Below are 12999 nucleotides of genomic sequence, written 5' to 3'. Positions count from 1 at the left end.
ACAGTACTTTCCGAGACTATTCGAGTCCAAAGGGGGTGGCGTGGCGGCGGCTTCGCGAGCGTGCGCGTTCGGAAGCTCTAAGGTTTTCTAAGGTTTCTTTCTGGCACGAAGGTCGCTGGTTCCAGTACGCTGCCCCCGAAAGTTTGCGAAAACCAGAGCCGGAGGTGGCCATGTCGAAGATGCAACCGTTGGTGTCGGTTTCCCTTCTCCTTCTGTTCGTTGCCGCGCCGGCTCTGGCCCAGAACGTCGGCACGGTCCGCGGCGAGGTGCGCGACGCGAACGGCGACGCACTGCCGGGTGTCCTGATCGAAGTCGACGGGCCGCTGGTGCGCGGCGACCGCTCGACGACGACGGGCGTCAACGGCGAGTTCCTCGTCACGGCGCTGCTCCCGGGCACGGTCTCGGTCACCGGGACGCTCGACGGCTTCGAGGACGAGACGGTGGAGGACGTCCGCATCTCGATTTCCCAGACAAGCACCGTGCACATGGTCCTCCAGCTCGCCGCGACGTCGGAGGAGATCACGGTGACCTCGGAGCGGCCGATCCTCGACGTGACGAGCAACGTGATCAGCACCCACCTCACCGAAGACTTCATCGACGACCTGCCGACCAAGCGGAGCTTCCAGGACTACGCCGCCATGGCCAAGGGGGTGACCCTCCAGGGCCGCGACCAGACCTACGGCGACTGGAGGTACTCGGTCTACGGCAGCGGCGGCGTGTCGAACTCGTGGAACATGGACGGCCTCAACTCCTCGTTGCACGACTACGGCGGCGTGTGGTTCTGGATCAACCCGGACACGATCTCGGAGGTCCAGGTGCTCGGCGTCGGCGCCCCGGCGGAGTACGGAGGCATGTCCGGCGGTGCGATCAACATCGTCACGAAGTCCGGGACGAACGAGTTCGATGGCCGCCTGAACTACTACGGCCAGTTCGACGGGCTGACCGCGGAAGGCCCGAAGGTGGCTGGATTGACGGGCGAGGAAACCGGCTTCTACCGGGACAAGTTCAACAACTACACCCTGGCGCTCGGCGGCGCGCTGGTCCAGGACGAGCTGTGGTACTTCCTGTCGCTGGAGTACAAGGAGGACGCGCTCGGGGAGCCGGGCTCGATTCGGGAGTTCGTGCGGCCGGACCTCTGGGAGCGCTCCGCCCTGAAGCTCGACTGGACCTTCAACCCGTCGAACACGCTGACGCTCAGCGCCCAGTACGAGGACTACGACTGGCAGGCGTCCTCGGATCCGTTCCTCTCCCAGGACGCGCAGGCGCACGAGTTCGGCATCCGGCCATCCTTCCGCCTCGGGTGGCAGTCCGTGTTCTCGAACCGGACGTTCTTCGAGGTGAACGTCGCCGACTTCGACAACTACGACCGGGTGGCCTCGGTCACCGGCAGCACGGAGCCGCCCTTCGTGGACTACACGCAGCCGGTGCCCACGACCGTCGGCGGACCGAGGTATCCGTACGACTACGGGCCCGGGATGATCCGCACCAGCGCCAAGCTGACCCACTTCGCGGACGACCTCGCGGGTAGTCATGAGTTCAAGTTCGGCGTCCAGTTTACCGACGCGACCACGAAGACGCCGCAGCTCTACCCAGGCCCGGGCGGTCTCTACTACGCGAAGTTCGCCGAGAGCTTCTACTGGCGCTACACCCGGCAGCAGCACTACTACGGCAGCGACTCGACCTCTCTCGGGCTCTTCGTGGACGACTCGTGGAACCTTGGCGGCAAGACGACCCTGAACCTCGGCGTGCGCTACGACCACGACAACGGAGGCATCCCGCCCTACGAGGTGCTGCTGTCCCACGGGGGCGGCAAGGGGAATGCCGTCTTCAGCGGTGACTTCTACCCCGCCTACGACGATCTCGTCGACTGGAAGAACATCTCGCCGCGGCTGGGGATCGCCCACCAGGTCGGCGAAGGCGAGCGGCAGGGTGTGCTGCGCGTCTCCTACGGCAAGTACTTCGAGGCGAACAACACGGCCATGTGGAACGGTCCTCACCCCGACCGGCCGCCCTCGATGTACGCCTTCAGCTACTACCGGAACGGCCCCTGGTACGTCTACCGGACGGTCGCCGACGAGAATCTCATTCAGCCGGACCCGAACATGCAGGCGCCCGAGTACGACCAGTACGCCCTCGGCTACGAGCAGCAGCTCAGCGAGACGCTGACCCTCGGCGCCGAGCTCGTCGTCAAGCGCGGCACGAACCTGATCGGCTGGCACATCCTCGACGACGGCGTCTACGAGGAAGTGCCGTTCGAGAATCCGGAGACCGGTGAAACGATGACGCTCTTCGGCATCGTCGAGGAGCCGACCCGGCGCAAGGGGAACAGCCCGGGGCCGGGCGCGAACGCGCCCCCCGGTGCGAGGTACCACCAGGACTACGAGGCCATCTTCGTGAGCCTGACCAAGCGGAAGGTCGGCCGGTGGGGGATGAACGCATCGCTCGGCTGGTCGAACTCGGAGGGATTCACGGCACGGAACCTCGACCAGCGCCAGGCGGAACCGTTCTTCTCGTCCCAGTCGGGCGTGGATCCGAACCACCACATCAACGCTGAAGGGCTGTTGCAGGGAGACCGAACCTGGGTGTTCGCGGGCCAGGTCCAGGTCGACCTGCCCTGGAAGCTGCGCGGAGCAGCGGTGCTGAAGGTTCAGGATGGCCGGCCCTACGGACTCTTCCAGAGGGTCCAACTGCCTCAGGGCCAGATCGATGTCGCCCTGACCCCGCGTGAGGACCAGCGGAGAATGCCGGGCAGCGCGACGCTCGACCTGGGCATCGGGCGCAACTTCTCGCTCGGTGGCGACGTCTCGTTCGGCGTCGACCTGCAGGTCCTGAACGCCCTGAACGAAGACGCCTGGGACTGGTGGCAGGCCACTGCGTTCAGGGACGGTAATCTGGTGCCTTCCCTCTACCAGTATCCGCGCCGGTTGATGCTGCGGCTCAGCTTCGATTTCTGAGGCTGAGGCCGTTCGGTCCCGGCCTGACCACTGACCTCGACCAGAGGAGATCACCGTGATGCGGAAAGCGACAGTCGTTCGGTCCAACGGGGCGCTGAAGCTCCTTCTCTGCCTGGCTCTGTTGGCGGCTGCGTGGTCGTCGCCGACCCTTGCCGCTGAAGGTGACTGGTCCCAGTGGCGGGGCCCGGCCAGGGACGGGTACGCGCCCGTGGCCGGCAACGAGAGTCTGGCCGCGGCGCTTCACGGCCCGCTGCCGGCGTCCCTGCACCAGGTCTGGAAGATCGAGGTCGGCCTCGGGCAGTCGGCGCCCATCCTCCACCAGGGCAAGCTCTACATTCACGTCCGGCAGGGCGAGGAGGAGGTCGTCCTTGCGCTCGACCCGGAAACGGGCGATGAGATCTGGCGCTACGCCTATCCGGTCGCCTACGTGCCGGTGAACCACGCCTGGGCCTGGGGGCCTGGCCCGAAATCGACGCTGACCGCGGTCGGGGACACGCTCTACACCTTCGGCGTCACGGAGCGGTTGCACGCCATCGACGCGGAGCAGGGCGACGTGCTCTGGGACAAGAGCTACGACGACATCTACGCGCAGCCCTATCCCGAGTGCGGCACCAGCGCCTCGCCGCTGGTCGAGGGCGACCTGGTCATCGTCCCGATCGGCCAGACCTGGCCAGATCCGTCGATCGAGAGCCTGGGCGAGATCGTGGCCTACAACCGGCACACCGGCGAGGAGGTATGGCGCACCGAGTACCTGCCGCCGGGCTACGCATCGCCGATGGCGTTCACGCTCGACGGGGTCCGGCAGCTCGTCACCTCGACCCAGAATCATGTGGTCGGGATTCGCATCAGCGACGGCACGACGCTGTGGAAGAAGGAACTGCGGATCTTCATGGAACAGAACATCCCGACGCCGCTCCTGTACGAAGACAACATCCTGATCGGCGGCTACCACTGGGGGAACGCGCTGCTCGATCCGGAGCCCACGGAAGGCGACGGACTCTGGGACGTGAACAGCGTCTGGACCACGAAGCGGCACGAGCTCTACATGGACTCGCCCGTGCTGGTCGGCGACCACGCCTACTTCCGTTCGCACAAGAGGCTCGGGACCCTGGTCTGCGTCGACATGCGGACCGGCCAGCAGTGCTGGCAGGGCCCGCCCCAGGTGGCGCGGTACGCGGCCTTCGTCGTCGTCGGCGAGGACCGTCTCCTGGTACTCACGGACAACGGCGAGATCAAGGTGGTGGCCGCCGATCCCTCCGAGTACCGGGAACTCGCTTCCTGGGACGTCGCCGACACTCCGGTGTTCACCCACCTGACGGTCGCCGGGTCGCGGATGTACGTCAAGGACGAGGCGCACCTCGCCGTGTTCGAGATCGCGGCCGAGCAGGTGACGGACGCCGGGGAGGGCCCGGCCGGCGACGTGGTCGCGGACTGGACGCCGACGGCGGAAGACGAGGCCGCGGTGCTGGAGGTGGTCAACAAGGTGCTCGACACGCAGAGGGACGCGAGGACGTGGGAGCAGGTCGAGGAGCACCTGAGCTACTGGTCCGAGGACTTCAGCGACTACTCCGGCCAGACGAAGGCCGACTGGGTCGCGATGTACCGGAACATCTTCAACGCGGCCGGCGTGATCGGACCTCCGACGGGCTACGACAAGCAGTCGATGTACCTGGAGGGCTGGGTCGGCGATACGGCGGTCGTCCGCGGCGTCTTCATCGACTTCCGGCCGCGTCGCCAGGCGATCATGGAGCAGTTCTACACCGTCAGGAAGTACGACGACCGCTGGCTGGTCACCGGCACGGACAACCGGCCCATCTGGGAACGATGGGCCGAGGACGGGGAGTACAAGAGCACCGCCTTCGGCGAGGAGACGGAGGACCAGTAGGGATCAGGCTCCGGGTGCAGCGGTTGCGCTGCGAGTGCCTCCCAGGCTGGTAGGCTGAGGCGGCTCTGTCCAGGAGCCTGTTCCGCCTGCACCGAGGTCCAACGCCATGTCGATTTCTCCCGAGCTCCAGTCCCGCATCCAGGGCATCGTGGATTCCGCTCCGACCGTCCTGTTCATGAAGGGCAACCCGGCCACTCCCCAGTGCGGTTTCTCGGCCCAGGTGGTTCAGGTGCTGAACCGGCTGCTTCCGGAGTACCAGACCTTCGACGTGCTCTCGGACTCCGACGTCCGCGAGGGGGTCAAGGAGTTCTCCGACTGGCCGACGATCCCCCAGCTCTACGTCGGAGGCGAGTTCCTGGGCGGCTGCGACATCGTCAAGGAGATGTACGACAGCGGCGAGCTCCACGAGGCGTTGGGCATGGAACGCGCGGAGTTGTCCGCCGGCGAGGTCGAGATATCGATCAGCGCCGAAGCCGAGCAGATTCTCCGCAACGCCCAGCAGCAACAGCAGGCGGAGCTCCACTTCGGTATCGACGCGAAGTTTCAGCCCTTCCTCGGCTTCGGGCCGGCGGCTGGCGGCGAACTCCGGGTGCCGGTCGGCGGTCTGTTCTTCCTGCTCGACCGGGACTCGGCGGCTCGTGCCAGGGGCGCCTCGATCACGGTGGTCGACACCGAGCACGGCCAGCGCCTCGACGTCGACATTCCGGCCTCCCGCGCCGGCGGCTGATAGCCCGCGTTGCCGCGGAGGCCGCCTGTGGTGGAGATAGTCGATCAACCGACGACCCACGAGACGGCCGAGCGCATGCGGGAGGCGGTGGCCGAGGCGCTGCCGGGCGCCCGAATCGAGGTCACGGGCGAGGGGAACCACTTCAGCCTGCGCGTTGAATCCGCCGCCTTCGCCGGCCGGAACCGGTTGGCGCGTCAGCGGCTCGTGCTGCGCGCCATCGCCCACCTGATGAAGGGCGAAGCCGCACCCGTCCATGCGATCGACCGGCTGGAGACGGTGCTGCCTTCAGCGGGGTGAGCGGGGAAGCGACGAAACCGGGAAAGCGAGGCCGCGACATGGGCGAGGGCACCCGCAACGGGACGAGCAGTCGGCGCGACTGCATCAGGACGATTGCCGCTGCCGGCGGGGCTGCCGCCCTGGCAAGTTGCGCTCCGAACACGCGCGCCGCTTCCGACACAGGCGACCAGGAGGCGGCGACCCTCGAAGCGGTGCACTTCCCCGAGGGCTACCCGCCGTACCCGTCGGCCGAAGCCACCGAGGGCGCCTTCGCGGTGCACGTATCCCCCGGCAATGTCGGCGTCATGAAGGCGTTCGGCACCGAGCTTCACTTCGGCCAGCGCGAGGGCGCCCGCGTGCAGGACGCGTTCACGAAGAAGTGGTACTGGGACTGCCACCGCAACGGTACGCTTTACAACCTCGGCCATCGCAACCCCGACATCATCGCCGCGGTCAAGGAAGCGCTGCACCAGCTCGAGATCGGGAACCTGCTGCTCGTTTCGGGCTACAAGGCGAAGGCCGCCGAGAAACTCGTCGAGAGCACTGGCGGCGCCCTGACCGGCGTCACCTACACGGCCAGCGGCGCGGAAGCCACGGAGGTCGCGATCCGCGCCACCCGGGGCATGACCAGGAGGACGAAGCTCGTTTCCATCGAGGCCTCCTACCACGGCCACACCTGCTTCGCCCTGGCTGCCGGTGACAACCCGGACAACCACGAGCGCTACCTCCTCGACTTCGACGACTTCGTCATCGTGCCGTACAACGACCTGGACGCCATGGCCGCCGCGGTCGACGACGAGACGGCCGCGGTGCTGATCGAGTCGTCCCCGGCGCAGTCGGGTTTCCCGATTCCCGATTCCGGCTACTTCCAGGCCGTGAGCGACCTCTGCCGGGAGAACGGAGCGAAACTGATCATCGACGAGGTCCAGACCGGCCTGGGTGCGACCGGGAAGTTCTGGTTCTGGCAGCATCACGGCATCGTCCCGGACATCGTGACCACCGCCAAGGGTCTCGGCGGCGGCATCCTCGCCAATGCCGCCGTCCTGCTCGCTCCCGAGATCAAGGCGTGGTTCTTCGACACGGCGATACCGCACTCCTCGACCTTCGGCGGCAACGAGCTCGGCTGCGTTGCGACCGCCAAGGTCTGCGACCTGACGATGGCGTCCGGCTTTCTGGAGCACGTGAACGCGCTCGCCGGGCAGTTCGCCGAGGGGTTGCGGGGCGGTCCCTACCGGGTCAACCAGCACGGGCTGTGCATGGGCATCCTCTCCGAGGAGATGGGCAAGATGGAGATGACGGCCCGGCTGTTCGAGGCCGGCATCTTCACCGTGCCCGCCTGGTACACGGACGGCGGCGTGGAGTTCCGGCCGATCCTGACGCTCACCGAGAACGAGGCGGACGAGATCATCGGCATCTTCCGCGACACCGTCGGCTAGGCGCCGTGCGGAGCGACTCCTGCATTAGCTGAGTCATGACTCAGTGTGGTAGGGTCCGACCAGCAACCGCAACCAGATTCCTGGGAGGAAGCCTGTGATGTCACGCCGTTCCCGCTTCTGCGCTCTCGCCGCCGTGCTGCTCGTTGCCGCGGCCCCGGTTCTTGCCGCCGGCCCCAACGAAACCGCCAGCCCGGACACGATCACGTTCCACGAGGACGTCGAGCCGATCCTGCAGCGCTCCTGCCAGGGCTGCCACCGGCCCGAGGGCGTCGCCTACGGCGGCATGAAGGCTCCGATGGCCCTGACGACGTACGAAGAGACGCGTCCGTGGGCGCGGAGCATCGCGCGGCAGGTCGAGGCGAAGGACATGCCGCCCTGGTTCGCGAGCGACCACACCCAGGGACAGTTCACGAACGAGCGGGTCCTGACCGCGGAAGAGATCGACACGATCGTCGGCTGGGCCAAAACCGGCGCCCGCCGCGGCGATCCGGCGAACGCCCCGGAGGCGATCGAGTGGCCGACGGGCTGGCTGATCGGCGAGCCCGACCTGGTGCTCGACCTGGCCGAGCCGTTCTGGGTCGACGACGACGTCAAGGACCTGAACATCAGCCTGAAGGCGGTCATGATTACCGAGGAAATGCTGCCCGAGCCTCGCTGGATCCAGGCGATCGAGTTCCGCCCCGGCAGCGATGTCGTCCACCACGTGGTCGGTTCACGGGTCGCCACCGAGACCGAGACCCCGGGCGCTTCCGGACTCCTCGGAGGCATCGCCCCCGGCACCGAGCCGTTCTACCTTCCCGAAGGCGCGGGCCGGCTGCTCGTGCCGGGCACGCAGCTCTACTTCTCGATGCACTACAACAAGGAGCCGGGCGAGGGCACCGGCGTCTGGGACCGCTCCCAGATGGCGTTCAAGTTCCATCCCAGGGACGCGAAGATCGACCGCGTCGCCCAGTGGGAAGGCGTCGGCAACAGCGACTTCGAGATCCCGCCGGGCCATGAGAACTGGATCATCGGCGCCTCCAAGGTCTTCGAGTACCCGACGACGATCTACGGTTACCTGCCGCACTCCCACCTGCGTGGTCTGGATGCCAGGTACACGGCGTACTACCCCGACGGCACCGAGGAGGTTCTCCTCGACGTGCCGGCGTACGACTGGAACTGGCAGACGAACTACATCTACAAGGAGCCGAGGGACCTTCCGGCCGGCACCCGCATCGACGTGCTGATGACCTACGTCAACACCGAGGAGCGGAACGAGCAGACGGTGCTCGAGCTCGACACGACCCGCGCCATCCAGTTCGGCGGCCCGACCACCGACGAGATGATGATCGGCTTCATCGACTACTCGGAGGACACGGGCGGCGACCTCGTCACCGAGGTCGAGGAGGCGACGGCGGCCGCGACGCCCGCTGCCGGCGGCGGCGAGTAACGGCTCCGTCACAGCGATCCCCTGAACATGCGGCGCGTCCATTCGGTTGGGCGCGCCGTTGTTCTTTGTGAGGCCGCTTCTCTCTGGGAGAATGGCGCGGTCGGACAATGACGATTGAGGCACTCTACGGCGCCGTCGATCTCGGCGGTTCCCACGTCGGGCTGGCCCTGGGCGTTGTGGATACCGCGGCCGGCGAGTTTCGCCTCGTCGCTCGCCGGGACCTCGAAGGCGGCGGCTATGACGGCTGGCAGCCCGTCCTCGACCGGATCGCCGAGGGCCTTCTCGAGCTGACGAGGGAAGTCGGAGAGCCGCCGGCCGCCATCGGCGTCGGCTGCCCCGGATGGGTCGACCTTGAGGCCGGCGTCACCCGGTTCCTGCCCAACCTGCCGGGTCAGTGGAGGGACGTGCCGGTCACCCGCCTGCTCGGCGAGCGGCTTGAGGCGCCGGTTCACCTGCTGAACGACGTCCGCGCGGCGACCCTGGGCGAGTTCACGTTCGGCGCCGGCCGAGGCACATCGACGATGGCGCTGTTCGCCCTGGGCACCGGCATCGGCGGCGGCGTGGTGATCGACGGCAGGCTGCGTCTGGGGCCGCTCGGCTCGGCCGGCGAACTCGGTCACCAGATCGTCGACCCGACAGGTCCCCTCTGCGGCTGCGGCAACCGGGGCTGCCTGGAGGCGGTGGCGAGCGGCCCGGCGATCGCCGCCGCCGGCGTCCGGCTGCTGCGCTCGGGTCAGGCGCCGGCGCTGTTCGGTCTCACCGCCGGCGATGCCGGACAAGTGACGGCCGAGACGATGGGCGAGGCGGCAAGGGCCGGCGACGAGGCGGTGACGAAGGAGCTGGAGCGGATCGCCAGTCTCGTCGGCATCGCCGCCGCAAACGTCGTGGTCACCCTGCACCCTGAGCTCATCGTGCTCGGCGGCGGCGTCGCCGGCCTCGGCGACGTGCTCTTCGACGGCGTCAGGCGGACGATCGCCGACCGCGTTCGCGTGTTTCCGACCGACGGCGTGCGGGTCGAGCCTGCGGCTCTGGGCACGGATGCCGGGCTGGCCGGCGTGCTGGCCTGGGCGGCGTCACGCTGCGGGTCGGCTCTCGGCCGGGACCGGGATCACCGTTGACGCACCGTGCCGGCGTCGCCGACGGAGCAGGAGTTCAGTGAGGAACAGAAGAGTCGCGGCGACCACGAGGACGGACCAGAGATCGAAGCGGCGCACGGCGGTGTCGGCGCCGGGCGCGGTGATGGCGCCGACGGCGCCGGCGACCGTCTCGTGGAAGAGGCCGTCCGTCGCGGCGGCGAGTTCGGCGAGGGCCGCGATGTCGGGAGCGCCGGGGCGGACTTCGTCGCGGGCGGGGTAGAAGATCGTCCTTCCCGGGCCGATCGTCGCCGCCGAGCCGGCCGGGCCGGTGTGGACCTCGACGCGATAGGGCTCGAGGCTGGGCGCGAGCAGCGTGCCCTCCCCGGACACGAGACGATAGAGACCGGGGCCGGTGCGCTGCAGCGGCGCCTCGATCCGGCGGTCGCCGCGCAGGACGACGAGGCGGGGCGAAAGGTCGCTGCCGAAGCGGCCGTCCTCCTCGACGACGCTGAGTGCCGCTTCGAGCAGCCCGTCGCGGCGGTCGAGATGCAACTCCCACTCGGCGCCGGCGCGCCGGTCGGCGGCGTCGCGGACCACCTGGGCGACGAGCCGGCCCAGGTCCGGCCAGCGTAGCCAGCCGCTGGCCCAGCGCGGTTCGAGATCGGACGTGAACATCCAGGTCTTGCCCAGGCCGACGTAGCGGCTGGCCAGGATCGGATCCGACTCACCGGCGCCGAGAATGACCTCGGCGCTGTCCTTGGCGACCGCGGCGATCCGGCCGTAGAGCTCGGGCGCCGTGGCGACGTCGACTCCGGTCAGGGCGTCCGACTGGCCGCGCAGTTCGACCAGGATCGTCTCTTCGCGGGCCGAGTCGGGGAGCTGGTTCATCGTCTCGTCGATCAGGATGTTCTGGACCGAACTCGGATCCTCGATCGTGTAGGCGTTGCCGTCGCCCCAGTCGGCGATGTCGGCGAGCAGTTCCCGGTCGGACTCGACGCCGATGGCGACCGTCGAGACAGTGATCTCCTCCTGTCTCATCCGCAGCACGAGCTGTTCGTACTCGTCGGGGTAGGTCCGCCCGTCGGAGACCAGGATGACGTGCTTGACCTCGGACTCGACTGCGGAGAGCTGCTCCAGGCAGGCCTCCAGGGCCGGGTAGAAGTTGGTCTGGGCGCTGGCCTCGATGCGGTCGACTCTCTGGCTCAGCCGCTCCTGGTCGCGCACGAACTGCAGGCCGACGATGTCGTGGGTGTGCCAGTCGAAGGCGACGAGGCCGAAGCGGTGCTGCTCGTTCAGCATGCCGAGCGCGGCCTTGGCGGCCTCCTTGGCCAGGTCCATCTTCGGGCCCTTCATGCTGTACGACTTGTCGAGGGCGATCATCAGCGCGACCTCGCTGCGCTCCTCCTCGATCTCGAAGTCGAGCGGCAGAACGCGCTCTAGGGGCGAGTTGCGGTAGCCCTCCTCGCCGAACGTCTCCTCGCCGGCGACGAAGAGGAGCCCACCGCCCTCTTCCGAGACCCACTCGCCCAGCGCCCGCTGAGTCGGTTCCGGCAGGCTCGCTGCGGCGACGTTGCTGAGCACGACCGCGTCGTAGCTGCGGAGCGACGAAGGCGAGAGAGCAGTCCGGCTCGGGGTGGACCGGGTCACGCGCAGTCCCCGCGTCTGGAGGAGTTGCTGCAGGTCGGCCGAATGGTCGGGGGGCGCGAGCAGCAGGACGCGGTGCGGGGGCTCGACCCGCAGGTTGCCGCGCCACAGCGCCCCCTGCGATGCGGCGGCGCCCTCGCCCGCGCCGAGGATCGCCTCGAACGTTTGCATCCCGGGTTGGTCGAAGGTCCACTCCAGTTCGACGGTGTTGACACCCGGCGAGAGCACGACGCTGTGACGCTCCTCGGCGCCTCCGCCGCGCAGGGTCAGGGGAGCTTCCGGCAGGGAGGAACGGCTGCCGATGCGGAGCACCCAGCGGTGAGGCTCGCCGGCGTGGAGGAGGCGGTCGCTTTCGTCGAGTTGGATCGACTCGATCCAGACGGGCGGTGCCGTGCGGCCGAGGGCCGCGGTGTCGACGCGGAGGTCCGGGTACTCGGCCGCGACCCGGGCGCCGGCGCCCTCGAGGCGCTGCCCGTCGGAGAGGAGCAGTACGCGGCGGACGCGATCGGGACGCAGCGCCGCGGCGGCCTGACGGAGGGCCGCGTCCGGCCGGGTGTTCCCGCGGTCGAGAGCGGCGGCGCCGGCCGAGGCGGTGCTGGAGTCGGCCACTTCGAGTTGTCTGAGGTCCGTCGCACCGGCGACGCTGGCGGCACGGTCGGCGTAGGCGAACAGGCGCACCGGACCGTCTGGATCGAGGCCGCCGTCGATCGCCTCGAGAGCCCGGTTCAGGCTCGCCGCTTCGATACTGGCGGAGACGTCGACGAGAACGGCCACGTCGAGTTCACGCGTCCGCCAGGTCGCGACCGGCTCCGCCAGCGCCAGCACGACGGCCATCAACAACGATCCGCGCACCCACAGCAGTCGCCGTCGCTGCCGGTCCGGGTGGTCGCTGCGTTGCGACCAGAGCAACAGTGCTACCGGCAGAGCGGCCAGCAGCCAGAGCGGTTCGTGCAGGGCGATCGGCATCACAGGGTCAGGCCGCGGAAGAAGGTGATGGCCTCGAACGAGGCGAACAGGAGGCCGGCGAGGGCGAGGGTGCGCCACGACCAGGGGCGGCGGTTGGGGCGGTCGAGGTCGGAGAGGCGGTCGCTTGGAACTGGCTCGAGGTTCGAGTCGTTGATGCGAGTGGCCCAATCCGCTTGGAGATTGATCGTGTTCTGGAGGCCGGTGCCGGTTATGAGATCGCTTGGGCCGGGGGTTTCGGTGAGCCAGGTGGCGACGTTCTGGAACAGGGCGGCGAGGTCGGGGCGCTGGGCCAGGGAGGAGTGATCGAGGTCGAAGGCGATGGTGAGGGAGCGGGGGCCGCTGCCGGGCGCGGGATCGCAGGCGGCGATGGCGGTGCGGTCTCCGGCTGAGGCAAGGGCGGTGCAGCGGGGATCGAGTTCGCGGGCGGCGAGGACGACCGGCAGGTCGAGGAGGGAGACGCCTGCCAGGAGGGGGTGGCCGGCCTCGACGCGGTCGATCCTGCGTGGTGAAAGGGGCGCTTCGGCGGCGGGGGAGAGACCGGCCGCCACGGCCGCCTGCGGCGGATCGAGGTAGAGGGCTGGCATCGCCGGAGGGATCGCCGGCGCG

Annotated in this window: 9 protein-coding genes; 7 read left to right on the top strand and 2 right to left on the bottom strand. The window is 68.6% G+C overall.

Translation table 11 applies throughout. The features are described from left to right. Positions 1 to 170 precede the first annotated feature (170 nt). The 7 genes from OXI49_10300 (at position 171) to OXI49_10270 (ending at position 9825) form a co-directional block, all read left to right on the top strand. Positions 171 to 2954: a TonB-dependent receptor gene (locus tag OXI49_10300; protein MDE2690892.1), complete on the top strand. Its 2784-nt coding sequence runs from the start codon at positions 171 to 173 to the stop codon at positions 2952 to 2954. A 58-nt stretch (positions 2955 to 3012) separates the two neighbouring features. After that, the gene (locus tag OXI49_10295; protein MDE2690891.1) at positions 3013 to 4839 is read left to right on the top strand and encodes a PQQ-like beta-propeller repeat protein; all 1827 of its coding nucleotides are present in this window, start codon (positions 3013 to 3015) and stop codon (positions 4837 to 4839) included. Positions 4840 to 4945: 106 nt separating this feature from the next. Then, the gene (gene grxD / locus OXI49_10290) at positions 4946 to 5566 is read left to right on the top strand and encodes a Grx4 family monothiol glutaredoxin (protein ID MDE2690890.1); all 621 of its coding nucleotides are present in this window, start codon (positions 4946 to 4948) and stop codon (positions 5564 to 5566) included. Between the two features lie 30 nt (positions 5567 to 5596). After that, the gene (locus OXI49_10285; protein ID MDE2690889.1) at positions 5597 to 5863 is read left to right on the top strand and encodes a BolA/IbaG family iron-sulfur metabolism protein; all 267 of its coding nucleotides are present in this window, start codon (positions 5597 to 5599) and stop codon (positions 5861 to 5863) included. Positions 5864 to 5901: 38 nt separating this feature from the next. After that, positions 5902 to 7278: an aminotransferase class III-fold pyridoxal phosphate-dependent enzyme gene (locus OXI49_10280; GenBank protein MDE2690888.1), complete on the top strand. Its 1377-nt coding sequence runs from the start codon at positions 5902 to 5904 to the stop codon at positions 7276 to 7278. Between the two features lie 97 nt (positions 7279 to 7375). Further along, positions 7376 to 8707 carry a hypothetical protein gene (locus tag OXI49_10275; protein MDE2690887.1) on the top strand — a complete coding sequence of 444 codons (1332 nt, stop codon included), beginning with the start codon at positions 7376 to 7378 and terminating at the stop codon, positions 8705 to 8707. A 107-nt stretch (positions 8708 to 8814) separates the two neighbouring features. Then, positions 8815 to 9825 (top strand): ROK family protein, encoded by a 1011-nt coding sequence (locus OXI49_10270; GenBank protein MDE2690886.1) that lies wholly within the window; start codon positions 8815 to 8817, stop codon positions 9823 to 9825. Here OXI49_10270 and OXI49_10265 read toward each other — a convergent pair. Both OXI49_10265 and OXI49_10260 read right to left on the bottom strand, forming a co-directional pair. Next, the gene (locus tag OXI49_10265; protein ID MDE2690885.1) at positions 9781 to 12393 is read right to left on the bottom strand and encodes a VWA domain-containing protein; all 2613 of its coding nucleotides are present in this window, start codon (positions 12391 to 12393) and stop codon (positions 9781 to 9783) included. The genes OXI49_10270 and OXI49_10265 overlap by 45 nt on opposite strands. After that, on the bottom strand, positions 12393 to 12999 hold a 607-nt coding region (locus tag OXI49_10260), incomplete at its 5' end, for a hypothetical protein (protein ID MDE2690884.1). The genes OXI49_10265 and OXI49_10260, both read right to left, overlap by 1 nt.

This window comes from Acidobacteriota bacterium (assembly GCA_028875725.1).
Classification (GTDB): domain Bacteria; phylum Acidobacteriota; class Thermoanaerobaculia; order Multivoradales; family Multivoraceae; genus Multivorans.
The sequence above is the reverse complement of the archived record's forward strand: the minus strand, read 5'-3'. Positions and strand labels throughout refer to the sequence as shown.